This window comes from Terribacillus aidingensis (assembly GCF_900215625.1).
GTDB classification, from domain to species: Bacteria; Bacillota; Bacilli; order Bacillales; family Amphibacillaceae; genus Terribacillus; species Terribacillus aidingensis.
In genome coordinates, this window is the sequence record NZ_OBEK01000002.1 from 390,402 (window position 1) to 412,518 (window position 22,117).

Sequence of the window (22,117 nt, forward strand, 5' to 3'; positions counted from 1 at the left end):
ATAGGAGGGCAGTATTCGTTAAATAAACAAGATAAAAAGGAGATCAATAAATGAACTACACACACGTTAGATGCTTATCAACTATTACTGAAGGAGACATTACATATAACTTGCAAGGCCGCACATACGAGATTATTAGCATGGATACAGTAGCTAACACTGTGCAAATTGAATGTGAACCATTTGACGCAACTTTAGACGGTACCACTACTGACGAGTTTGAATTGAAAATGGATGACAAACGGATTGAGCTATTCATTTTTGATCCGATCGATGAGGTATGAATATGTATCTCATAAGAAAAGCGTACAATTAAGTACGCTTAAACCTATTAAACTACTGATATAGATTTAACAGCAGATCTTAGATATATTGTTTCGTTTTTTCCTTCACCTAATGCAAAGGCATCATGAGAGAGAATAAAGCCTGTAATCCCTAGGTGATCGCCAGTATTCAGAGCAGAGGGAGAGCCATTAGTATCTCCTTCTAATGTACCTACGTATTTTATAGATAAGTAAAACTCTTCGTTATTCTCACGAGGAGCATTATCAATACCGACTAATACTGTTTCATTTGTTACTTCGATACTTTGTCCATCTAGCAAGTTAATTAGAATCATAGAATCACCTCCATCAATAAGAATATTATACCAAATTAAACTTAGTGGAGATAAGAGGAGCAAGAGGAAGGCGAGTTCGGTAATACATCCTTAAGGTATGTAAAAGCCTTAATTATGAGATTAGGAGCTAGAAAGGTGAAACAAGTAGATTAATCATAGCGAGATTAGTCCGGCAGTATGTAGTGTAGTGAGGCAATCTAAGAAGAAGTCGTGGTTGTCGTATCCGCTATACTCATAGAATTCTCTTTCGTTAAAATGTTGTCCCTCTTTTTCCAATCTTGCTAAAGCAACCAGCATAGCAAGCTCGTCTGAGCTTAGATCGAATTGTTCTGCAGATTCAATATCTATAGCAAATGATTCCGTATCAACAAAAGCAGTGTCGTAAGCGTATTGGGTAACTTTTAACATCCAATCACCTCTAATCTAGTAGTGAATTAATATTATCATAAGAAAGGTGGAGCTACTATTAAGCTTGTGCTTAAGTTGTATTATAGTAAACTATTCAAACACATCAGGCGCAAACAGTACCATAAAGCATATTAAAAGCTTGCTTATCAGAAAAAACGTGCAAAAAGGAGAATTAGATGGCCAATATAATTATTACTCAAGCTCAAGCGAATAAACTTCGAGAGGTGTTAAAACGATATACAGTCGAACAAGTAAGCGATAATTTCGGGACAGAAGATAGCTATTGGGATCCATTATCACCAGAATGGGATGGAGTACCTTTAGATACACTCAATAGAGCTCTATACCAGCCTTACGATATTGCAGGATTTACATTAGGTCAGTGGATAGTACAATTAGAAGATAAAATGACGCTAGAAGTTCTTCAAGACAACATTCAGTTTATCAATGAGAACCATACAAAATATCGTAAAGCTACGCTGTCAGAAGAAAGAGAAGGAAAACGTAGAAAACAATTCATTATTTCCGGCAGAAAAGTAGATGAATATAAGCGAAACGATCTAATTAGAATCATGGATGACGCTGATCGCTACATATTTCGTATTGTGAAGGATGTTAACCTGGATGGAGTAGTTGTTGACTCCGATCGAGTAGTTGAAACAAGTATTGGTGAGAAGGTGTATTTCAATAATTGTATATTAGTCTGTCCGGTGGAAAAGAGACTTGATATGGACATTAAGTAATATGTAAGGAAAAGTTGTAAATAAAATAAAATTATATGAGGGGTGGATTATATTCTTAATGAAGGAAAGATATTTGAACAACAAATTAAAGCTTCAGCTAAAAAGCAGGGTGTCTATATGTATCGTATTAAAGATACTTCCCCTATACAGCTTAAAAGAAATGTTAAGGTTAGCCCGAATGTGTTTGATTGTTTTATATTCTCAGATGGTTTTCTTTTCCCAGCGGAACTCAAATCCACTAAGCAGAAAAGTATTTCATGGGATGAAAGGATAATTAAGCAACACCAGATCGACAGTCTTAAAGAAGCTGCTATATACAGTAATATTATACCTGGCTTCATATTTAATTTTAGAGAGCCAGAAGACAATACGTATTTTGTACACATTAATGACTTTCTACTATATAAGGATATTGCCGAGAATGGTAAGGAACACACGTACAAAAGCAAAGTTAACAAGTCATCTATTCCAATTGGAATCTGCAGAGAAATAGGTGTTAAGTTGATTTCAATTAAAGCAAGAACGAAGTATACATATTATATAAATCAAATGTGTAGGGATTTAATTAAGAAATACTCATAAGACAAACTTTGAATTACATAGTGATGAGCAACAAGGAGGGGAATTATTGTTCCAGGTAAAAATTAATGAAGACGAGTTGAAAGCGATCTATTTAGAAACACTTCAGCAGCATATAGAGGAAATCGACAAAGAATGCATCTTTTGGGATTCAAAAGAATTAATGAAACAAACTAAGATGAGTTGGAATACTATTCAGGATAAGTTTTTCTATGACTCGCGTTTTCCTAAGAAAAAGATAGGTGGGAAATGGTACTATCATGGAGAAAAGACTAAACAATTTTTATCTTATTGGTTTGCTGAACAGGACTAAAAAACATGCCCTTAACCCTAGCGGTTGAGGGTTTTTTCAATAGGGTGATTTGACCACCAATTTGACCACATTTTGACCACCAAATGACCACCTGGAAGTAAAAAAGCATGAAATTGTTTGAAAAGCTATTTTTAAGAAACGTTGATTTCATGCGATTTCTCACACCTATTCATATCCCTAAATACCCCAATATATGTTCCGCACGCAAGTACATCCATGGGAACGTTCTCAGTATATGGAGAACTTCTAATCTATTAATCTGTAAACCTCTGATACTATTTGTATCGGAGGTTTTTTCGTTTAGTTGTTTTTATTTCAGTTTCTAACGCTAACGGCTTCAAACATTACACTTCGCATAAGAAGTCGGGCAGAATAACATAATTTTTATGTAGTACAGAATTAATAGGTGACGATAGGAAAATTATGGGTTATGCTATTGTAGCAGGAATTACCGGCTTTCGAACAGATGCCACTGCTCTAGATATCTAGAGGATAGAGAAGGTTGACTGGCAGGAGGAATTTAATAATTGATTACGGATATTATGTGGGAAATCGAATTTTTAATAGACAGAGTATTATATCTTGGAGCAATACCTGCAATTATTTATGCATTATATTTGCTGCAAAAGATTTCAAAAAAGTAGGCTGCCTAACGAATGGCTCATTCTGAATAAGGAATGGGCTGTTTTGTTTGCTTGAATATAACAACTGAAAGTTATAATTTGATTAATTTCTTGTGAAGTATTCATACAAATGGTGTGTGTAATGTGCTTCGGTAATTTATGATTAAACAGAAGTATTATGGATTGCAGCCTTTCCTAATCATTGAAATAAGGCGGCCTATTATAAACTGGAATAATTAAAACGCCGTGGACAGCCCTGAGCTCTTACGTACGATAAACCGAAAGGAGCTATATACGAATGGCTAGAGTATCATTAGACACGTTGCTGCGTCGTTCGGAAAGAAATATGGGGAACGGCATGAATCCTATCGTGAAGCAGAGCGCGCTGGAGGTAATTCGGCGGGCATATAAGGAAGGCATCCATGTTCAAATCTCCCAGGGGATGCGGACATATGCAGAGCAGAACAGATTGTATGCGCAAGGCCGGACTGCGCCGGGAAGTATCGTAACAAATGCTAGAGGCGGTCAGTCGAACCATAACTTTGGCCTGGCGGTAGATTTCTTCCTCACTACTTGGGACGGCACGAAAGCCACTTGGACAGTAAATGACAATTGGCGTCGGGCTGCCGCTATCGCTAAAAGTCTCGGCTTTGAATGGGGCGGTGACTGGAGAAGCTTTAAGGATTATCCTCATCTCGAGATGACGGGAGGTCTTTCTACAGCGCAGCTGCGCGCGGGGAGTAGACCAAGTCTGACGGATCGTACTGGCACTGCGACACCGTCTCCTAGCAGTAATGGTGGTAACGGCAGCAGCCCAGCGCCTGGCGGAACGGAATTGGTTAAAACAGCACAAAGATGGGCGAACCAATACAAGGAAGAAGCAAGTTTTCGGGAGCTTGATGTAGATGGATTGAATGGTCCGTTAACAATGGACGCGTTGCTGCGAATTTGCCAGCTGTTCGGTAAGACAGCCATTGATGGCATATGGGGACCAAGAACAAAAGCTTCTGTGCCAGAGCAGAGTATAACCGACCATCAGCCTGGCTGGACACGTTTAATTCAAGCTACACTCGTATGCTTAGGATACAACTTGAACATCGATGGTATTTACGGCACTAACACAAGAGGCGCGATAAGTGCTTACCAGCGCAGCCAAGGTATTGGTGTTGATGGTATTGCTGGTCCAGAAACATTTGAAGAATTCTTTAAAACTGCGTAATAGCAGCCCTCCTTCTTTGGAGGGCCTTTTCATTACTCTTAATACATAATTATGTAAGTCTTTTAAAAAAGGTGATTCCAAAACAGCAAAGCAGGTATAATTCTTCCGCTTTACCTTGATTGATCCGCCTATCGTCAACGAAAATCATGAATTCTTGGGGTTCGTATTACTGCTGTCTTAAGAACTGATACACAGCTGCCTAAAGAGTCAGATGAGCTTGACAAGAATGTCCGCTTACCAAATAATGGAGATCGGATGCAACATGCAGTTTAAGGAGATAAAAAATGAAGTATTTCGTCACTATTGTATACGCTATCTTTTTCTTCTATTTTGTGGATAAAGCAGATTTCGAAAAAAACTGGGTTTATCTAATAACAGTGGGGCCTTTGTTCATGGGCAGTACCTTAGCTTTATTGACAATGATGGACAAGAAAAAAACAAAATAAAGAAATCCTTATGCTTATGTATATAACGTGACCTGTATTACGACTTTATTGGTGTCACAAAAGAATAGGAATGTTTTGAGGTGAAATATCTATTCTCTAAATGGACTGGAGGGATGTCGATGAAGTATATCAAATTCTTTATTTCGGTTGTACTGGGAGTAGTGCTTGCTGGTTGCAGCAGCTCAGAAAGAATGATTATATCTGAGAAAACTATTCAAAATGTCTCTGTCTCTAAGTCCGAAGGTTATGGCGGCTTAAACGAAGCATTTTTATGGACTGCTGGCAGTCTCACTGAAATGAAATTATTTGAAGAGATGATAAACAGCGCTAGAAAGGAAGAAGTAAAAACAGGCAAACCTGCTTACGATGTGTTGCTAGATTATGGCGAAGGGGAGTCTGGAGGAGAAAGAGTTATCCATATTACCGAGTCAGATGATGGAAGATGGCTGCTTACATATGATGGACACCAAGATAAAACGTATGCTGCCACAAAAGAAAGCTCTCAACCGGTTCAAGACTTAATTGAATCTGTTGATTAAGGTTTTCAATAAGAGATGGGATTTCATTTAAACTAAGAGATCGACTCTTCTCCAAGTAATTTATGTCTGTAGATTAGGAACAGAGGTGACGATCATTCGCACAAACCGAATCTTAATAGTAATGGCAATCGTAATACTCCTGCTAAACTACCCTGTAAATATGTATTTGTTAAATTATTCGCCTGAGCCAACAGGTATTTTTATTGCCTTTATTTTAATCTGCATTGTCATGATGAGACTAATAGATAAAAAGAAGGATAAATAAGCAGCAAAGCAAAATCTATGAATGTTCCTCTGTAAGGCGCAAAGTTTTCTTATCTTTTATTACTGTGACTAGCATATATATGTTAATCAAGACAGCAATTGAAATCATTATTGTTAAGCTGTATGAAACGTTTATATGAAAAATGTTACTTACAACATTTATTAATGGGAAAGTTGTTAAAAAGCAGAGAAAACGGGTCTTTCTCTTGGGATCTTCCCCTTCTTTTCGGTGAGATTTTAAAAAGCTCAGCGACAGCCATGTAATAAACGGTAAATAGTGAGCAAGTAAAATAATAATAAATATGAGCAAAATCGAAAACACCCTTCCAGCCTATCAGTTACCTTGCAGTCTTGGTATAAATTATCATTCTAATATTATCCAATTAACATTCATCAAAATTTTAACATGTGATTCCATTAATTGTAATCGAAAAATATAAGTGAGGTGAAAGAATGATTCCAATAAGCGTTATGCCTCCGAAAGAAAAGGTGAGTGCTTGGGTGCAGAGGCTGCATACTTTCGGACCGCGATATACTGGAAGTGCAGCGCACAAAGCATCTATACAATTCTTTGCAGATGAATTTGCGAAACTAGGCGACAAACAACATTTTACAAAATGGGAAGCGGAAGATTAGCATTTGTCTGTTAAATGTTTAAGGTGAGTGGGAAGAATTGCCTGTCAGCTTCTATTATCCCCCTATTCTGGTCAAACACCAGACAATGGTATAGAAGCTGAAATGATTATTGGTGACGGGGCATAAGCAGATTGCGCAATTTGGTATCAATGGGCAAGCATCAACGCGTTGGCTGCACAATCATCCAGAGTTATGGGACCGCAACAATGGTCATAAAAATACTGTAGCAGCTCTCACGCTAGAGCACTTGGGCTGTTTAGAGTGGAAAGATAATACAAATGGGGATTACGAGTATACGGGAAAACCGGAAACAGAGTTTGTTTACAGAGGAAACGATCAAATGAACCGTATCTATTCAAAGTCGCTTGAAGGGAGAGAAATAGTCAGAAGTATTACACTGCATCCAAAGAACAAGTTCCATTTTGGCGAAGGGCAGCCTTTCTATGATGCAGGTATACGGATTATTTGCTTGCTGAAGGTGCAAATGGATTTATCGAGAGGAGGCTGGATATTGATTTTATGTATGAACAGATACAATCATTTGTCAAAATGGAAACAGGATATACTCGAATGGGGAGATTTAAACGAGATAGGAACAAACTCTTTGCGAAAATTAGTTTACTTATATCCCAAAGAACTATTTGAAACCCGTATATTTCATAAGGAAGTTAGTGATGGTTCAGGTAGCCATATATGAGTATGCTGACAATCCAATCGAACATCCACTTGCATCCATTGATAGAGATTTTCGCTCTGTTGATTGCACAACAGATTTATCTTCTCTGGAACCAAAGGAAATTGCAAAACTTATCGTGAATGTTAATAATAATGCAACCAATTCATTTATTCAGCATATCAGGAGAAGATTATCTATATTAGAAAGACCTCTGACTACAGCTCGTGAAGATGGAAAAAGTTACATTTACTCAAACTTTAATTCTACGTATGCTCAAATGGCATTAACCATACCAAGAACGTACAACTTCTGTTTACCTTCCAAAACCAAAGAAGGTAAACAAACAAGCGTAAAAACTCCCGCTCAAAGATTAGGAATAACAGATAAAGAATTTTTTGGAAAATATTATATATCTAAGATACGTCACTTGAAGAAAATTGTACTGTTTTTTGAAGGTGAATGGAAATTTTATGGTAAAATATATATAAGAACTGAATGAGCTTGTTTAATTAACGGCAGTTTAGTGCAAGAGCACTGATTAAACTGATATTCAACAAATGGTCCAAATTGCTTAATAAGCATAATTTATAGAAAGGGGTAGTGTGATGGGGTTTTGGTACTTACTATTGCTTTTGATAGGTATTGTTTTTATTATTGCCGGTCTTACGAAAAAGGGTGTGTCTGCGGCTGTTAAAGTCGTTATATTGCTATTTGTTTTTGGAGTTCTATTTATCGTTATTTCAGTGTTTATGTTTCTTCCTGGTAGTGATGAGATTGTTGCAGAACTGCTGAAATTAGATTGGTGATTTCTTATTCAATATGCCTATTTAAAGCAATCGGGCACGATTTTTTAATAAAATGTGGAATGACGTACTTAAATTAAAGAATGCGTTAATTAGATGTAATGCCATTTAAAATAATAGGAAAAGGAGCTTGGATTAACAAGCTCCTTTTTTTGTGTTATTTTTAATATTAATTTATATGTTATTTCCAGTGTTAGTTACCAAATATTTAAGGCTCTATTTCCGTTGATTTTTTGTGTTTTGTACTCCTAAACCGAACCCGTTACTCTTTTTGCACCTTCTTTTTTCACCTGCCAATTGCCGTTCCATCAGGTGTAGTATGATAATTAGTCATATTTTCACCTCCAATAGTTGTATACCTCCAATGCATAAGTTGAATTCCTCTTTTACAAGCAGAAATAAATCCATACCAGCTCGTTACTAGACTTGTCACTTAATTGTGAATAAATGTACAAAATTTCAGACTTTTTAACACTAATCCTGTGGAATAATAAAGATATAAAGAGGGGAGATCATATGCCAAAACTGCATGTTGCTTTATTCAAAGAAATACTGGAACAGCTGGAAGCAGACCAACTCCAAGGAACGTTGATTAGAGAATACCGTTGCAAAATCGGATCATGTACACCGTACGATGTTGTCCATCATGCGGAAGTGCTGCTGCAAGAAGAGTTTATTACTGGCGCAGCAGCAAACTCTAAAGACTACCGTGATGTATTTGTCAACGACATAGCCGTAAAAGGACATGAATTGCTTGCTTTAATGGAGAATAAGAGCGTAGCAGAAGGAGCTAAAAAACTGCTAGGGAACAGCTTTGAGAAGGCGACACCAGGAATACTGTTAAGCGCATTGCACGCGGCAATGAAACAAGAGAATATTAAAAAAGAGGAGCTTGCCGTATAGGTAAGCTCCTCTTCATTTGCACAGCTATTTAACGTTCTTTTAGATAATAGTCGTCCATATTATGCTCGTTTTTGCGGTAGCTTCGTGTGTATCCGCATTTACATGTATCAGAAACACTATCAATCTTGTGGCGGCCTCTTATTTTGCAAACTAACTTGTAAATAAGCTTCACGATTCCACCTGCTTTCTAACATTTGGTTATTAAATCATATTCTAATATAACCAAAAAATGTGTCGAAAGTTGATAGAAAGTATGTAAAATTTATGAAAAAAAATCGGCCGAGACCGATTCTACTGAATAGAACGGTACAGGCCGATTACTTTACCGAGAATACTTACATTAGAAAGAATAATAGGATCCATTGTACTGTTCTCCGGCTGCAGGCGGATTTGGTTCTCTTCTTTAAAGAAACGTTTTACAGTTGCTTCATTGTCCTCTGTCATTGCAACAACAATTTCGCCGTTTTGAGCAGTCTGCTGCTGCTTCACAATAACCATATCGCCGTCGAGTATGCCTGCTTCAATCATACTTTCTCCAACTACGACTAAGACGAAGATATTATCATCCGGGCCGACGAGGTGATTCGGAACCGGCACATACTCTTCAATATTCTCCACTGCTGTAATGGGAATACCGGCAGTTACTTTACCAATCACTGGTGCATAGTTCGGTTCACCGCGAGGGATATCCGTTTGATCTCCATTCTCAAGCGAGAGAACTTCGATAGCTCTGGGCTTCGTCGGATCTCGGCGGATTAGTCCTTTTTTCTCCAAGCGGGAAAGGTGGCCGTGTACGGTGGAACTGGATGCCAGCCCGACTGCCTCGCCAATTTCTCTAACGGATGGCGGATAGCCTTTATCTAGAACTTGCTCTTTTATGTAAGCTAAAATTGCTTCCTGTCTTTTCGATAGTTTCATCATGTATCGAACACCCCGTGCATATATTTTTATTACATACAGTATATCATGATAGATTTCAATATACAAACATCCGTTCGAAAAAACCTCTTGACTAGAACTTGTGTTCGTATATAATGGAATTAACGATAAGAACGCTTGTTCCTAAAATTATAATTTATTTGGAGGAATCTACTATGTTAAAGAAACTATCAAAATCTGATTTGTTCTATTATGTATTATTCGGCTTCACGCTTTTCTTCCTATACTTTACACTTATCATGAGTGTTTAATTAGCTGAATGAGAGGATACACCAATGAAAGCAGTCATCTATTGCAGAGTTAGTACAGAAAAAGACGAGCAGGCTAGCTCGATTGAGCGGCAGCGTGAGGAGCTTATCAGTCTTGCTGCCACATCTAATATTGAGGTAATCGATATCATTGAAGAAAAACAGAGCGGATACGAGATTGAACGGCCCGGCATTTTCAAGATGCTAGATTTATTTACGGCTGGAGAAGCGGATTGTCTCTTAATCCAGGACGAAACGCGACTGGGCAGGGGGAATACAAAGATAGCTCTGTTCCACCACCTTCAAAAGCTGGAGGTGAGGGTCTACACATTAAATCAGCAAGGCGAATTCCAGCTGTCAGAATCGGATGATATGGTACTTCGGATTGTGGGAATTGTAGAAGAATACCAGCGGAAGATTCACAATATGAAAATAAAAAGAGGCATGCGGCGCGCGATTGCCGGCGGTTATGATCCGAGTAAGAATTTGAGTAATCAGCAAGCTGCACCTGGCAGGGAACGAATTGAATTCCCGATTGAAGAAGTTGTACGGCTGCGCAACAACAAACTGACATTTCATGAAATCAGCTCTGTTCTGCGGGGGATGGGGTTTGCTGTATCAAAAGCGACCGTACATAGAAGGTACCAGGAGTATGTTTCGCTTGAAACAGACGACACCAGCAGGTAACATAGTGTATGTTAACTTTAATGCTTAAAGGAGCATACACATTATGATATCCAAAGACAAATTGGCGCGCATCAATGCGTTAGCACATAAAGCAAAAACAGAAGGTCTCTCTTTAGGAGAACAGAAAGAGCAGAAAGAACTAAGACAAGAATACTTGAAGAATGTTCGTTCCTCTTTCAAGAATCAATTTAAAACAATGACAGTCGTAGACCGTGAAGGCAACGACGTTACACCAGAAAAAGTAAAAAAACTGCGTGATGAAGAATAAGAAGGAAATGGCTGACATTATGTACAGCCTTTCCTTCTTTTTTCTATATATAAATCCTTGTCTATTAAGCGATTTCAGTATAGGATGAACAAGAGTACATAATAAGTTAAGCGAAAGGGATGTTCACATGGTTCATACAACAGAATTGCTTTCCATTAATACTATTCGTACGCTATCAATTGATGCAATTGAGGCTGCTAATTCCGGTCATCCAGGAATGCCGATGGGTGCTGCGCCGATGGCTTACACGCTATTTACGGATTTCATGACACACAATCCGAAAAATTCACATTGGTTTAACCGTGACCGTTTCGTATTATCTGCCGGACATGGTTCTATGCTGCTTTATTCTCTTCTGCATTTGTCTGGATACAAGGTATCTATTGACGATCTGAAATCTTTCCGTCAATTCGGCTCCCGTACGCCAGGACACCCGGAAGTGCATCATACAGACGGTGTGGAAGCGACAACCGGTCCGCTTGGACAAGGTATCGCAATGGCAACAGGTATGGCAATGGCAGAAGCGCATTTAGCTGCAAAATACAATAAAGCTGACTTCCCGGTTGTTGATCATTATACGTATGCAATATGTGGTGATGGTGATTTGATGGAAGGTATCTCACATGAAACAGCATCACTTGCTGGTCATTTAGGATTGGACAAGTTGATTGTATTGTATGATTCCAATGATATTTCCCTTGACGGTGATTTGCATCACAGCTTCTCTGAGAATGTCGAGGATCGTTTCAAAGCCTACGGCTGGCAAGTAATCCGCGTTGAAGAAGGTACTGATGTGGATTCTATTCGTGCAGCAGTTAAAGAAGCGAAAGCGAACACTTCACAGCCGACACTTATTGAAGTGAAGACAGTCATCGGATTCGGATCTCCGAATAAATCAGCGAAAAGCGCTTCCCATGGTGCGCCGCTTGGTGTAGATGAAGTCAAGTTAACAAAAGAAGCTTACAAATGGGCGCACGAAGATTTTCATGTGCCGAACGAAGTTTACAGTGATTTTGAAGAAAAAGTTGTAAAAAAAGGTGCAGAAGCGGAAGAAGCTTGGAATGCACTATTCGCTAAATACGAAGAAGCACATCCAGAGTTAGCCAAAGAGCTGGCTACAGCAATAAAAGGGGAGCTTCCTGAAGGTTGGACGGATACACTGCCGACATATGAAGAAGGCAAAGACAAAACAGCTACGCGTGCTGCGTCCGGTAAAGTGCTGAATGCAATTGCTGATGCTGTTCCAAGTTTGTTCGGCGGCAGTGCGGACCTTGCTGGATCGAACAAAACGCTTCTTGCAAAAGAAGAGAACTTCTCTAAAAACAACTATAGCGGCCGAAACATTTGGTTCGGTGTACGTGAATTTGCGATGGGTGCTGCTTTGAACGGAATGGCGCTGCATGGCGGCTTGAAAGTGTACGGCGGTACGTTCTTCGTCTTCAGTGATTACTTGCGTCCGGCTATCCGTCTTTCAGCACTAATGGGAGCGCCTGTGACATACGTATTGACACACGATTCTATTGCTGTTGGAGAAGATGGTCCTACACACGAACCAATTGAACAATTGCCATCCTTGCGCGCTATGCCTGGATTAAGTGTTGTTCGTCCAGCTGATGGCAATGAAACACAAGCTGCTTGGAGACTGGCGCTTGAATCAGAAAAGATTCCTTCTGCGCTTGTATTGACGCGTCAGGATCTGCCTACACTGCCTTCTACAAAAGAAGCAGCATATGAAGGCGTGAAGAAAGGTGCATACGTTGTCAGCCCAGCAAACAAAGAGACAGCGGATGTATTGCTGCTGGCTACTGGATCTGAAGTACAGCTTGCTGTACGTGCACAAGAAGCACTGCGTGAGAAGAACATTGACGCTGCTGTTGTCAGCATGCCTTCATGGGATCGTTTCGAACTGCAGGATCAGTCCTACAAAGACAGCGTTCTGCCACCTGCTGTGAAGAAACGTGTTGGTATCGAAATGGCTTCCCCGCTAGGCTGGGAGAAGTATGTTGGTGATGAAGGCAAAGTAATCGGCATCAACACATTCGGTGCTTCTGGTAACGGAAATAAATTGATTGAAGCATTCGGATTTACGGTAGAGAATGTTATCAAACAAGTAGAATCTATTTTAGATTAATGAGAAAGGTCGGCCATTATGATGGCCGACCTTTTTATATGACAAAAATCGATGAAAGCCCTGCATCTTCGTGTCTCTTTGCAACAAGTTCCGAGGGATTAAGCATGTCCCGGCGGGTATACTAATTAACAAAGGGTGAAGGAGGACAAGCTTGTGAAAGAATACTTCGTCTATTGGGTGAAACATGAGATTTATCTTCGCTATTTTTATAAAACGGATATCCTCTACCGCTTTCTCCTTTCCAGTCAAGCGGGAAATACAGCTTATGTTCAAGATCAGCTCGACTATATTACGTACGATTTTCCGCACGGTGCCTCACTAGAGAGCGGAGAAAATAATGTTCATCTTGAGACAGATCCACGCTATCTTCGCGTCGTTTGTGATAGTTTGACCACTGCTGAAGAGAGCGTATTCACTGATCTCCGCCAGTTTGATTCTTCCTTTTTTATCATCGAGCCTGCAGCTAACAATTGCGGGTGGATTTCGCCTATCATAAAAAATGACTTGCAATCACGGGTTCATCTATTGTATTCTTCCTTTTGATTGTCTATACTAGATTAGAGATATTTTGAAGGAGGAAGCCAATATGAGCACAACGATCCTAATCGTACTTACTGCAATTATTGCATTAGCGATCGGTGTTGTACTTGGATTTTTCATCGCACGGAAATATATGATGAACTATCTTAAGAAGAACCCGCCAATTAATGAACAAATGCTTCGTACAATGATGATGCAAATGGGTCAAAAACCATCCCAAAAGAAAATTAACCAAATGATGCGCGCAATGAACAACCAACAAGGTAAATAAGCAATTATTTCTATATAGCTTTAACGTTTCGAGTTGGCGATATGGCATTGCAAAAACGTGATTTAATTGCTGTTATGAGCTAGTTAAATCCAGGAACCACTTTTTCTGTTGTGAAATTTAGCAGAGAGGGTGGTTTTTCTTGTTTTTGAGATACGTTGAAGAAGTAAAAAATACCACCTCACAATATACATACGATATCAGACATTGGCTAATAATTAACTAGTACTTCCTTAAAGTATGACCTACTATGTGCATCTAAAATAATTAATATATAAAATTTAGAAGATGCTTACTATAATGCAGTGAAAATATAAGATAAAAGCGCGATGGTGATTCGGGTAACTACTTGCCCCCGCTGTTAGCTGCTTACATTGTAGTAGTGCTTCTGTTTATTTTTTAGTCTCTTCTTTATTATTTTTAGCTCGATGATATCTACAACAGGACTAACTGACCGAATAAATGGTCTGCGGGGTTGCAGGAACATTTGATATACAGAGCTTCCTGTAAAATCCATGCAACGTTATTTCTTTTTAACTTTTATGCCAATACCTAAATGGAGTCAAATGAGTAAAAAAAGATTTATACCTTTTATTGTGTCGGAGAATTAAGTGCTTTCCTTCTGTATGGGTATGCCTGAGCGGGGTACACTTTAAATGCAGAGTAAAATGTTTGGCTTTGCATGTAAAGAGGTATTGTAAAACAAAAACAAAAAAAGGAGTGGGAAAAGATGAAACATGTGAAGGCGCTGGTGATTAAGTTCATTATGATTCTTGCTGTTTTATGGATAGTTTTCACCCTTATGTTTGATGCGGAATTTAGTGATACGCTGTTGATGAGTGTCGTCTTGACTATTGCTGCATATGTGATAGGGGATTTGCTCATTTTAAGCAAAGCAGGAGATCGCAGCAAGCCTGATGGTGATTTTGCGAAACGAAATGCAATTGCTACTGTTTGTGACGCAATAATGACGTTCATCATTCTTTGGGTGTTAGGTGAAGTGCTTTTGAATCCTGATGACAATGTTGTGCTGGCATCCTTAATTTCAACGGTTGTCATTGGCATTGGTGAGTGGTTCTTCCATCGCTATGTGAACAAAGAAGTAATTAAGGATCATAATGCACAGACTGTTGGAATCTCTTAAGTTGTGCTATAGTGGATAATGAAATTTAAAAGGAATCCCCAATCGGGATTCCTTTTACCTTATGCGGAGGAGATAACTTGGGAGTAACGATTATACTAGCTTTGTCTGCTGGGTTTCTTTCTTTCCTTTCTCCATGTGTACTACCGCTTTATCCGGCGTTTCTATCTTATCTAACAGGCGTCAATCCTCGCTTTGGTAAACAAGAACCTCGTGCTGCCGGCTGGTTTTGGCATACATTTTTCTTCCTAATCGGCTTTTCGGCTATTTTCTTACTGCTGGGATATAGTGCTTTTGCTTTGTCGGGATGGCTTTATGTTTATCAGTCCTACATACGCGTGGCAGGAGGCGCACTGCTCATTCTTTTCGGAACCGTGCAGATTGGTCTGTTAGGCGGAAGATGGCAGTCGTCGAAAACACTCATGCAGTTTAAAAGCAGGCCGCCAGGATATGTTGGTTCTGTGCTTATTGGGTTATCGTTCGCAATGGGGTGGACTCCATGTACAGGTCCTATACTAGCTGGAATTATGACAAGTGCTGCCTTGCAGCCGCTGGAAGCTGTGCCGCTGATGCTGGCTTATATAATAGGTTTTAGTATTCCTTTTTTTGTATGGGGCTTTTTCGGATATAAATTACAAAAGCTTCAAAAAGCAGGAAAACTTCTGCACGAACTGAGCGGGTATTTGCTAATAGTTATTGGCATTTTGCTTTTATTTGATTTAACTACAAGGATTACAGCGTTTTTAGCTAATTTTTTCTCCTTTTATGGTTTTTAATTCGTGAAAAAAGACAAGAATTAGTTTAGAATATGAAGGGAAAGGGTGTCGCTTGTGGAAAATTCACCAAACAATTTAATCTTTAAAACAACGACTGTGCTAATTTCCTTCCTATTGCTTGGTTTTTCGGTCTATTTATTCTTTTCAGGCCATAATTCACCAGGTGGCGGGTTTATCGGAGGACTAGGAACGGCAGCGGCCTTAGTGCTTATGTATATGGCTTATGGCTTCAAAACCGTCAGCAAAGTTCTTCCAATTAATTATCGTATTTTAACGATGACAGGTGTGCTGATCGCTATTTTGACAAGTGCAGGTTCATTTGTTTTTGGACAGCCGTTTCTTAGTCACACATTTACATATGTTCATGTACCATTAATAGGTAAGATGGAATTGGCAACGGCGACGCTTTTCGATTTAGGCGTGTATCTTACCGTGGTCGGTATTGCTTTAACCATTATATTATCTATCGCACAAGATCGTTCAACGAGTGAGGAGAATACCAGTGGCCAAGATACTTATAGTAGATGATGCAAAATTTATGCGAAAAACATTAAGTGCTCTGCTAACAGAGGCTCAACACGAAATAGCTGGCGAGGCAGCTGATGGGAATGAAGCTATCGCTAAATTCCAGGAAACAAAGCCTGATATTGTATTTATGGATATCACCATGCCGCATAAGGACGGACTTGCAGCTTTGAAGGAGATCGTTAGTATGGATCCTTCTGCTAAGATTATTATGTGTTCCGCTATGGGGCAGCAGCGTATTGTCATGCAGGCAATTGAGCTTGGGGCAAAAGATTTTATTACAAAGCCTTTTGAAGATGCACGTGTGCTTGAAACGGTGGAGCGAATACTTGCATAATCAGATTGTAATTGAAAGAAGTGAAGGGTATGACATTACCTGTTATCATTAGTACAATACTTGTAGCATGTATGGGACTAGCTGTAGCGATGATCCGGATGCGTGCTGCTGCCAGACCTGTGACGGCAAAGAAAATCATACTACCGCCGCTTTTTATGAGCACCGGTGCGCTTATGTTTCTGTTTCCCGTATTTCGGGTTCCGTGGTGGGAAGTATGGTCCTCTTTAGGGGTTGGAGTGATTTTTTCCAGCTTGCTGATTTTAACCTCGAATTTTGAGGTGAGAGATGAAGCGATTTTTCTAAAACCATCCAAAGCTTTCGCTGTTATCTTGGTTGGACTTGTTTTCGTTCGGGTCCTTCTTAAGGTGGCGATTGGTCAGACAATTGAAATCGGGAAGATGGGCGGTGTCTTCTTCCTGCTGGCTTTCGGTATGATCGTCTCTTGGCGGATTGCAATGCTTTGGAAGTATAAACGGCTTGAGAGGCGTATGCAAGTCTCCTGATGTTGTAAAAAGACTTTCTTCCCGTAAGAAAGTCTTTTTTGTATAGTAGTATTGTCTATACAAGATTTAGGGAAATCATGGTACGAACGTTTTGTTTTTCTCTTACTTGTAGTAACATACATAATAAAAGGACTTTTACATACATAAATGCGCGAATAAGGCCACATATAAGGGGGCGAAGGAGCTTGAAAGAAGACGACTATAGTAGAGAGAAACAAAAAAAAGCAGGTTCATTTGATTTAATGAGCTTTGATGGACGTACTTTTGCTGGACTTCCTGAGCCGATGCTGAAGTGGATTGATCAAAACGGCTTTGATATCGTATTCGTCTGTGACGACGAAGGCATGATTCAATACACTTCATCATCTATTACACGGATGCTCGGTTATCTCCCTGAGGAAGTACATGGTACGTCTTCCTTAGCTTATTTGGATCCTTGTGATGTCCCTGTACTTCGTAATAGAATTAACTCCACAACAGAATGGCCGCAGCGATTCCATCTGACAGCTTTAGATAACCGCGGAAAACATATATGGATGGAAGCGAGTATCTCTTTCGTAGAAGCATCGGATGCCCCGTATTATATCGGAGTTGCCAAGGATGTGTCTGACAAGAAAGAAATTGAAGAAATGATGTTCCGATCTGAAAAGATGAGTGTAGCCGGTCAGCTTGCGGCCGGTATTGCGCATGAAATCCGAAATCCGCTGACCAGTTTGAAAGGTTTTTTGCAGCTAATTCAAGCCGGTATCAGCCGTAAAGAAGAATATTATAAAATTATGGTGGAAGAAATAGAAAAGATAGAGACGATAACGTCTGAGCTTCTATTCATTTCAAAGCCGGTGGCAGAGAATAAAGAAACAGAAACAATACACGAAATGCTTCAAGATGTTATAACACTTCTTTATTCACAAGCTCGTCTGCAGAATGTGCAAATCAATTTTGAGAAGGGGCAGAATTCCAGTTTGCTCTGTGATCGGTCGCAAATCAAACAGCTGTTCATCAATCTTATCAAGAATGCACTTGAAGAAATGCCGAATGGCGGTAAGATTGACATTCGTCAAAGGCAAGCAGACGGGGTTTGTATCGTTGATGTAGTTGATGAAGGACCGGGTATCCCGGATAATGTGCTGGAAAAGCTGAAAGAGCCTTTCTTTACGACGAAGAAAGAGGGGACAGGCCTCGGCTTGATGATTTGTACGCAAATACTTGAAAAGCATAACGGCAGACTTGATATCCTGCGAAATGAAACGATAGGGAGTACTTTCAGTGTTTTTCTGCCAGTTATGAACTAATTAATATTTATACATGGCCTCTCCGTTAAGAGGCCATGCTGTTTTTACATATCATGAGAACTATGCTGTTTTTGTCTGCTATGATTTTTGTTTTTGACTTTCTTTGATCCGCTGAGCGGCTCGTTAACCTTCTCCGGGTGTTTCCGCTGTTTCCCTTTATGTTCTCCCATTTCTTCACCCCCACGCCACCTATTATTCCCTGTCCGAGAAGCACTATGCGAGCGTTATCAAAATCTTTAGGGAACGTGCAAAATGCGCTAGGATTCCCCATTTTACGCGTGTTTTTTGGTCTTAATTAATTTACTTATGAATCGTTTTCATTTAGAATAAAAAGTGCAAATCAATGTTAGCTCGTGCTGTTCTATCATAGGATTGTGATAGGGCAGGCAATTCACAAGGGGGTTTGTTCATACGATGGTGAGTAATAATTCATACAATGCAAAAAAACAGTTTGAATTAAACGGAAAGACGTACAATTACTATCAATTGAAAGCGCTTGAAGAGAAAGGGATTGGAACAGTTTCCCGGCTTCCATTCTCCATTCGTGTGCTGCTTGAATCGCTGATTCGTCAGCATGATGGTTTTGCCATTAAGGACGAGCACGTAGAAGGCTTAGCGAACTGGGGGAATGGGGACATTACCGATGTACCATTCAAGCCTTCCCGCGTTATCCTGCAGGACTTCACTGGCGTTCCGGCAGTTGTTGATTTGGCATCCTTGCGAAAAGCAATGGTGGATCTAGGCGGAGATGCAGACCGCATTAACCCTGAAATCCCTGTTGATCTTGTTATTGACCATTCTGTTCAGGTTGATAAATACGGAACACAGGATGCACTGAAAGTGAACATGGAATTGGAATTTGAGCGAAACAAAGAACGTTATGAATTTTTAAACTGGGCGCAGAAAGCATTTGATAATTATCGTGCTGTTCCGCCTGCAACTGGGATTGTCCACCAGGTAAACCTGGAATACTTAGCAAGTGTTGTTCATGAAAATGAAGATGCAGAAGGTACTTATACTGCCTATCCGGATACGCTCGTCGGAACGGATTCTCATACGACGATGATCAACGGTCTTGGTGTGCTAGGCTGGGGTGTCGGCGGTATCGAGGCAGAAGCGAGTATGCTTGGACAACCGTCCTACTTCCCTGCACCAGATGTTATTGGAGTGAAATTTGTCGGGTCCATGCCAGCTGGCTCTACTGCAACTGACTTGGCGTTAAAAGTAACACAAGTGCTGCGTCAGAAGAGCGTAGTCGGAAAATTTGTTGAATTCTTTGGTCCTGGCTTAGCGGACATGCCGCTTGCAGACCGTGCTACCATCTCTAACATGGCACCTGAATACGGTGCAACATGCGGGTTCTTCCCAATTGATGCAGAAACACTTAACTACATGCATCTGACAGGCAGAAGCCAAGAACAGATTGATTTAGTGGAGAAATATGCGAAAGAGAATGATTTTTGGTATTCTCCAGACTTGCGTGATCCAGAGTATACGGAACTTGTTGAAATCGATCTTTCCGCACTTGAACCAAACCTTTCCGGACCAAAACGTCCGCAGGATCTTATCCCGCTTTCCGGTATGCAGAAGTCATTCAATGATTCAATCACTGCACCAGCAGGAAACCAAGGCTTTGGACTTGATAAGAGCGAATTCGATAAATCGGTCGACATCAATCATCCGGATGGCAAAACATCCACAATGAAAACAGGAGCAGTAGCAATTGCTGCGATTACTTCCTGTACGAATACCTCTAACCCTTACGTTATGCTTGGTGCCGGACTTCTAGCGAAGAATGCAGTCGAAAAAGGACTGAACGTACCAGCTTACGTGAAAACATCGCTGGCTCCAGGTTCCAAAGTTGTTACGCGTTACTTGGCGGATGCAGGCTTGACGCCGTATCTGGATCAGTTAGGGTTCACACTTGTCGGTTACGGCTGTACAACTTGTATCGGTAACTCCGGTCCGTTGTCTCCGGAAATCGAGGAAGCAATTGCTTCTAATGATTTGACGGTAACATCTGTTCTCTCCGGTAACCGTAACTTTGAGGGACGTATTCATCCGCTTGTGCGGGCGAACTATTTGGCATCTCCGCCGCTCGTAGTTGCGTATGCACTTGCTGGTACGGTCGATATTGACTTGAATAATGATCCGATCGGAACAGACAAAGATGGTAACAATGTTTACTTTAAAGACCTATGGCCTACAAATGAGGAAATCCGTAAAGCTGTTGCGCAAGTCGTAACACCGGAAATCTTCCGCAAAGAGTATGAAGATGTGTTCCATTCCAATCAAAAATGGAATGAAATTGAAACAACAGATCAGCCGCTGTACAAATGGAATGCGGATTCGACTTATATTCAAAACCCTACCTTCTTTGAGAATATCGCTGGAGGAAGCGGTACCGTACAGCCGCTTCAAGGCTTGCGCGTAATCGGGAAATTTGCTGACTCTGTAACGACGGACCATATTTCTCCTGCAGGTGCCATTGCCAAGGACATGCCAGCAGGTCAGTATTTGCAGTCTAAAGGTGTAACACCTCGTGAGTTCAACTCTTATGGCTCCCGCCGTGGTAACCATGAAGTAATGATGCGCGGTACGTTTGCCAACATCCGTATCCGCAATCAGCTGGCTCCGGGCACAGAAGGCGGTTATACAACGTACTGGCCGACAGACGAAGTGATGCCGATTTATGATGCAGCAATGAAATATCAAGCTGATCAAACAGGTTTGGCTATCTTTGCCGGTGAAGATTACGGTATGGGAAGCTCCCGTGACTGGGCAGCAAAAGGTACGAACCTGCTAGGTATTAAGACTGTCATCGCGCAAAGCTTCGAGCGTATTCACCGTTCTAACCTCGTTATGATGGGTGTTCTGCCATTGCAGTTCCAGCCAGGTGAAAGTGCGGATTCTCTTGGGTTAACAGGTCGTGAGAGTATCAGTGTAGCTATCGATGAGAATGTTTCACCACGAGATATCGTGAAAGTAACAGCAACTGCTGAAGACGGCAAAGTAACTGAATTTGATGCAGTTGCACGCTTTGACAGTGAAGTAGAGATCGACTATTACCGTCATGGCGGTATTTTGAACATGGTGCTTCGTAATAAGTTGCAGCATGCATAAGGAAGAAGGAGCAGCCGATATGGCTGCTTCTTTTTTTTGGTTAGTATGGCTTCTTTTCGCCCAAAATAAACGGCAAGGAGGAATCAATTTGAAACGAATAGCGATTCTGATAATGTTACTTCTAATAAGTATGCCGTCTATCGTCCATGCTCAAACATTGGAATTAAAATCTGTGGAGACGCTGCTGGCACATAGCGATAAAAAACCAGTCGTCCTTGTCTACTGGGCCACGTGGTGTGATACATGTATGGAGGATTTATCCGAGCTGGAAGCATTTTATGACAGCAGGGGAAATCGTGTCCATGTGTACAGTGTGAACGCTACAAAGAGTGAACGAAGCAGCGAACAAGTAAAACACTTTGCAGAAAAGAGTGACCTGCACGTACCTGTTTACCTGGATAAAAAAGGGGAGGTAGCGACTCACTTCCGCCAAGTTGCAGTTCCATTTACTGTTATCGTTAAGAATGGTAAGCGGCAGGTAATACCAGGACCTGTCACAAAAGAACAATTGGAGAAGTGGACAGATTAGTGTCCGTTAGTTCACCTGTATGGCTCGAGTATGCTAAAA

At 40.4% G+C, this 22,117-nt stretch carries 29 protein-coding genes; 25 read left to right on the plus strand and 4 right to left on the minus strand.

Annotated features, from left to right (window positions below; translation table 11 throughout):
• The first annotated feature begins 50 nt into the window (after positions 1-50).
• Entirely contained in the window at positions 51-284 is a 234-nt protein-coding gene (locus CRO17_RS07220) for a hypothetical protein (RefSeq protein WP_097040783.1), read from the plus strand.
• Positions 285-331: 47 nt separating this feature from the next.
• Here the strand turns inward: CRO17_RS07220 and CRO17_RS07225 are convergent, their stop codons facing one another.
• Together CRO17_RS07225 and CRO17_RS07230 are read right to left on the minus strand one after the other, a co-directional pair.
• The gene (locus tag CRO17_RS07225; RefSeq protein ID WP_097040785.1) at positions 332-619 is read right to left on the minus strand and encodes a hypothetical protein; all 288 of its coding nucleotides are present in this window, start codon (positions 617-619) and stop codon (positions 332-334) included.
• A gap of 153 nt (positions 620-772) precedes the next feature.
• Positions 773-1,027, minus strand: a complete 255-nt coding sequence (locus tag CRO17_RS07230) for a hypothetical protein (protein ID WP_097040787.1) — start codon at positions 1,025-1,027, stop codon at positions 773-775.
• Between the two features lie 176 nt (positions 1,028-1,203).
• On the opposite strand from CRO17_RS07230, the gene CRO17_RS07235 reads away from it, so the two are divergent.
• The 11 genes from CRO17_RS07235 (at position 1,204) to CRO17_RS07280 (ending at position 8,771) form a co-directional block, all read left to right on the plus strand.
• Complete coding sequence (locus tag CRO17_RS07235; RefSeq protein WP_097040789.1) at positions 1,204-1,770, plus strand: hypothetical protein; 567 nt, start codon at positions 1,204-1,206, stop codon at positions 1,768-1,770.
• A gap of 42 nt (positions 1,771-1,812) precedes the next feature.
• Positions 1,813-2,352, plus strand: coding sequence for a hypothetical protein (locus CRO17_RS07240; protein WP_245864697.1), 540 nt, complete (start codon positions 1,813-1,815; stop codon positions 2,350-2,352).
• Positions 2,353-2,398: 46 nt separating this feature from the next.
• Positions 2,399-2,662 carry a group-specific protein gene (locus CRO17_RS07245; protein WP_097040791.1) on the plus strand — a complete coding sequence of 88 codons (264 nt, stop codon included), beginning with the start codon at positions 2,399-2,401 and terminating at the stop codon, positions 2,660-2,662.
• Between the two features lie 921 nt (positions 2,663-3,583).
• Positions 3,584-4,504 carry a peptidoglycan-binding protein gene (locus CRO17_RS07250; RefSeq protein WP_097040793.1) on the plus strand — a complete coding sequence of 307 codons (921 nt, stop codon included), beginning with the start codon at positions 3,584-3,586 and terminating at the stop codon, positions 4,502-4,504.
• Positions 4,505-4,788: 284 nt separating this feature from the next.
• Entirely contained in the window at positions 4,789-4,950 is a 162-nt protein-coding gene (locus CRO17_RS17475; protein ID WP_179636896.1) for a hypothetical protein, read from the plus strand.
• Positions 4,951-5,069: 119 nt separating this feature from the next.
• Positions 5,070-5,489, plus strand: coding sequence for a hypothetical protein (locus CRO17_RS07255; protein WP_097040795.1), 420 nt, complete (start codon positions 5,070-5,072; stop codon positions 5,487-5,489).
• A gap of 717 nt (positions 5,490-6,206) precedes the next feature.
• A complete protein-coding gene (locus CRO17_RS07260) occupies positions 6,207-6,389 on the plus strand; it encodes a hypothetical protein (RefSeq protein ID WP_097040796.1) in 183 nt (60 codons plus the stop codon).
• Positions 6,390-6,498: 109 nt separating this feature from the next.
• Positions 6,499-7,086 (plus strand): hypothetical protein, encoded by a 588-nt coding sequence (locus tag CRO17_RS07265; RefSeq protein WP_097040798.1) that lies wholly within the window; start codon positions 6,499-6,501, stop codon positions 7,084-7,086.
• Positions 7,064-7,564 (plus strand): hypothetical protein, encoded by a 501-nt coding sequence (locus CRO17_RS07270; RefSeq protein ID WP_425444407.1) that lies wholly within the window; start codon positions 7,064-7,066, stop codon positions 7,562-7,564. Before CRO17_RS07265 ends, CRO17_RS07270 begins: the two co-directional genes overlap by 23 nt.
• 106 nt (positions 7,565-7,670) lie before the next feature.
• Positions 7,671-7,871 carry a hypothetical protein gene (locus CRO17_RS07275; protein WP_097040800.1) on the plus strand — a complete coding sequence of 67 codons (201 nt, stop codon included), beginning with the start codon at positions 7,671-7,673 and terminating at the stop codon, positions 7,869-7,871.
• Between the two features lie 513 nt (positions 7,872-8,384).
• Positions 8,385-8,771 carry a DUF2513 domain-containing protein gene (locus CRO17_RS07280; protein WP_097040803.1) on the plus strand — a complete coding sequence of 129 codons (387 nt, stop codon included), beginning with the start codon at positions 8,385-8,387 and terminating at the stop codon, positions 8,769-8,771.
• Between the two features lie 291 nt (positions 8,772-9,062).
• Here CRO17_RS07280 and lexA read toward each other — a convergent pair whose 3' ends face one another.
• Positions 9,063-9,692 carry a transcriptional repressor LexA gene (lexA, locus tag CRO17_RS07285; protein ID WP_097040804.1) on the minus strand — a complete coding sequence of 210 codons (630 nt, stop codon included), beginning with the start codon at positions 9,690-9,692 and terminating at the stop codon, positions 9,063-9,065.
• A 293-nt stretch (positions 9,693-9,985) separates the two neighbouring features.
• On the opposite strand from lexA, the gene CRO17_RS07290 reads away from it, so the two are divergent.
• The 11 genes from CRO17_RS07290 (at position 9,986) to CRO17_RS07340 (ending at position 18,426) form a co-directional block, all read left to right on the plus strand.
• The gene (locus CRO17_RS07290) at positions 9,986-10,645 is read left to right on the plus strand and encodes a YneB family resolvase-like protein (protein WP_097040807.1); all 660 of its coding nucleotides are present in this window, start codon (positions 9,986-9,988) and stop codon (positions 10,643-10,645) included.
• Between the two features lie 43 nt (positions 10,646-10,688).
• Positions 10,689-10,913, plus strand: coding sequence for a DUF896 domain-containing protein (locus tag CRO17_RS07295; protein WP_077309365.1), 225 nt, complete (start codon positions 10,689-10,691; stop codon positions 10,911-10,913).
• 127 nt (positions 10,914-11,040) lie between these two features.
• Positions 11,041-13,044: a transketolase gene (gene tkt / locus CRO17_RS07300; protein ID WP_097040809.1), complete on the plus strand. Its 2,004-nt coding sequence runs from the start codon at positions 11,041-11,043 to the stop codon at positions 13,042-13,044.
• Positions 13,045-13,197: 153 nt separating this feature from the next.
• Positions 13,198-13,587 carry a sporulation inhibitor of replication protein SirA gene (sirA, locus tag CRO17_RS07305; protein WP_097040811.1) on the plus strand — a complete coding sequence of 130 codons (390 nt, stop codon included), beginning with the start codon at positions 13,198-13,200 and terminating at the stop codon, positions 13,585-13,587.
• A 43-nt stretch (positions 13,588-13,630) separates the two neighbouring features.
• On the plus strand, positions 13,631-13,855 hold the full coding sequence (locus tag CRO17_RS07310; RefSeq protein WP_097040813.1) for a YneF family protein: 225 nt from the start codon (positions 13,631-13,633) through the stop codon (positions 13,853-13,855).
• Between the two features lie 727 nt (positions 13,856-14,582).
• A complete protein-coding gene (locus CRO17_RS07315) occupies positions 14,583-14,996 on the plus strand; it encodes a YndM family protein (RefSeq protein ID WP_097040815.1) in 414 nt (137 codons plus the stop codon).
• Between the two features lie 77 nt (positions 14,997-15,073).
• Positions 15,074-15,769 carry a cytochrome c biogenesis CcdA family protein gene (locus CRO17_RS07320; RefSeq protein WP_097040817.1) on the plus strand — a complete coding sequence of 232 codons (696 nt, stop codon included), beginning with the start codon at positions 15,074-15,076 and terminating at the stop codon, positions 15,767-15,769.
• 54 nt (positions 15,770-15,823) lie between these two features.
• Positions 15,824-16,297: a Na(+)/H(+) antiporter subunit B gene (locus CRO17_RS07325; protein ID WP_097041936.1), complete on the plus strand. Its 474-nt coding sequence runs from the start codon at positions 15,824-15,826 to the stop codon at positions 16,295-16,297.
• A complete protein-coding gene (locus CRO17_RS07330; RefSeq protein WP_097040818.1) occupies positions 16,272-16,631 on the plus strand; it encodes a response regulator in 360 nt (119 codons plus the stop codon). Before CRO17_RS07325 ends, CRO17_RS07330 begins: the two co-directional genes overlap by 26 nt.
• A gap of 29 nt (positions 16,632-16,660) precedes the next feature.
• Complete coding sequence (locus CRO17_RS07335; RefSeq protein WP_097040820.1) at positions 16,661-17,134, plus strand: CcdC family protein; 474 nt, start codon at positions 16,661-16,663, stop codon at positions 17,132-17,134.
• A 185-nt stretch (positions 17,135-17,319) separates the two neighbouring features.
• Positions 17,320-18,426 carry an ATP-binding protein gene (locus tag CRO17_RS07340; RefSeq protein WP_245864701.1) on the plus strand — a complete coding sequence of 369 codons (1,107 nt, stop codon included), beginning with the start codon at positions 17,320-17,322 and terminating at the stop codon, positions 18,424-18,426.
• A gap of 44 nt (positions 18,427-18,470) precedes the next feature.
• On the opposite strand, the gene CRO17_RS07345 is transcribed toward CRO17_RS07340, so the two are convergent.
• Positions 18,471-18,596: a small acid-soluble spore protein P gene (locus CRO17_RS07345; protein WP_097040822.1), complete on the minus strand. Its 126-nt coding sequence runs from the start codon at positions 18,594-18,596 to the stop codon at positions 18,471-18,473.
• Positions 18,597-18,840: 244 nt separating this feature from the next.
• On the opposite strand from CRO17_RS07345, the gene acnA reads away from it, so the two are divergent.
• Both acnA and CRO17_RS07355 read left to right on the plus strand, forming a co-directional pair.
• Positions 18,841-21,549 (plus strand): aconitate hydratase AcnA, encoded by a 2,709-nt coding sequence (gene acnA, locus CRO17_RS07350; protein WP_097040824.1) that lies wholly within the window; start codon positions 18,841-18,843, stop codon positions 21,547-21,549.
• Positions 21,550-21,637: 88 nt separating this feature from the next.
• Positions 21,638-22,078 carry a TlpA family protein disulfide reductase gene (locus CRO17_RS07355; protein ID WP_179636898.1) on the plus strand — a complete coding sequence of 147 codons (441 nt, stop codon included), beginning with the start codon at positions 21,638-21,640 and terminating at the stop codon, positions 22,076-22,078.
• The last annotated feature ends 39 nt before the right edge of the window (positions 22,079-22,117 follow it).

Excerpts from the sequence above, each read along its gene's own strand:
- CRO17_RS07220 (WP_097040783.1), top strand. The coding sequence starts at position 51 with ATGAACTACACACACGTTAGATGCTTATCAACTATTACTGAAGGAGAC.
- CRO17_RS07225 (WP_097040785.1), bottom strand. The coding sequence starts at position 619 with ATGATTCTAATTAACTTGCTAGATGGACAAAGTATCGAAGTAACAAAT.
- CRO17_RS07230 (WP_097040787.1), bottom strand. The coding sequence starts at position 1,027 with ATGTTAAAAGTTACCCAATACGCTTACGACACTGCTTTTGTTGATACG.
- CRO17_RS07235 (WP_097040789.1), top strand. The coding sequence starts at position 1,204 with ATGGCCAATATAATTATTACTCAAGCTCAAGCGAATAAACTTCGAGAG.
- CRO17_RS07250 (WP_097040793.1), top strand. The coding sequence starts at position 3,584 with ATGGCTAGAGTATCATTAGACACGTTGCTGCGTCGTTCGGAAAGAAAT.
- CRO17_RS17475 (WP_179636896.1), top strand. The coding sequence starts at position 4,789 with ATGAAGTATTTCGTCACTATTGTATACGCTATCTTTTTCTTCTATTTT.
- CRO17_RS07255 (WP_097040795.1), top strand. The coding sequence starts at position 5,070 with ATGAAGTATATCAAATTCTTTATTTCGGTTGTACTGGGAGTAGTGCTT.
- CRO17_RS07260 (WP_097040796.1), top strand. The coding sequence starts at position 6,207 with ATGATTCCAATAAGCGTTATGCCTCCGAAAGAAAAGGTGAGTGCTTGG.
- CRO17_RS07270 (WP_425444407.1), top strand. The coding sequence starts at position 7,064 with ATGGTTCAGGTAGCCATATATGAGTATGCTGACAATCCAATCGAACAT.
- CRO17_RS07275 (WP_097040800.1), top strand. The coding sequence starts at position 7,671 with ATGGGGTTTTGGTACTTACTATTGCTTTTGATAGGTATTGTTTTTATT.
- CRO17_RS07280 (WP_097040803.1), top strand. The coding sequence starts at position 8,385 with ATGCCAAAACTGCATGTTGCTTTATTCAAAGAAATACTGGAACAGCTG.
- lexA (WP_097040804.1), bottom strand. The coding sequence starts at position 9,692 with ATGATGAAACTATCGAAAAGACAGGAAGCAATTTTAGCTTACATAAAA.
- CRO17_RS07290 (WP_097040807.1), top strand. The coding sequence starts at position 9,986 with ATGAAAGCAGTCATCTATTGCAGAGTTAGTACAGAAAAAGACGAGCAG.
- CRO17_RS07295 (WP_077309365.1), top strand. The coding sequence starts at position 10,689 with ATGATATCCAAAGACAAATTGGCGCGCATCAATGCGTTAGCACATAAA.
- tkt (WP_097040809.1), top strand. The coding sequence starts at position 11,041 with ATGGTTCATACAACAGAATTGCTTTCCATTAATACTATTCGTACGCTA.
- CRO17_RS07310 (WP_097040813.1), top strand. The coding sequence starts at position 13,631 with ATGAGCACAACGATCCTAATCGTACTTACTGCAATTATTGCATTAGCG.
- CRO17_RS07315 (WP_097040815.1), top strand. The coding sequence starts at position 14,583 with ATGAAACATGTGAAGGCGCTGGTGATTAAGTTCATTATGATTCTTGCT.
- CRO17_RS07335 (WP_097040820.1), top strand. The coding sequence starts at position 16,661 with ATGACATTACCTGTTATCATTAGTACAATACTTGTAGCATGTATGGGA.
- CRO17_RS07345 (WP_097040822.1), bottom strand. The coding sequence starts at position 18,596 with ATGGGAGAACATAAAGGGAAACAGCGGAAACACCCGGAGAAGGTTAAC.
- acnA (WP_097040824.1), top strand. The coding sequence starts at position 18,841 with ATGGTGAGTAATAATTCATACAATGCAAAAAAACAGTTTGAATTAAAC.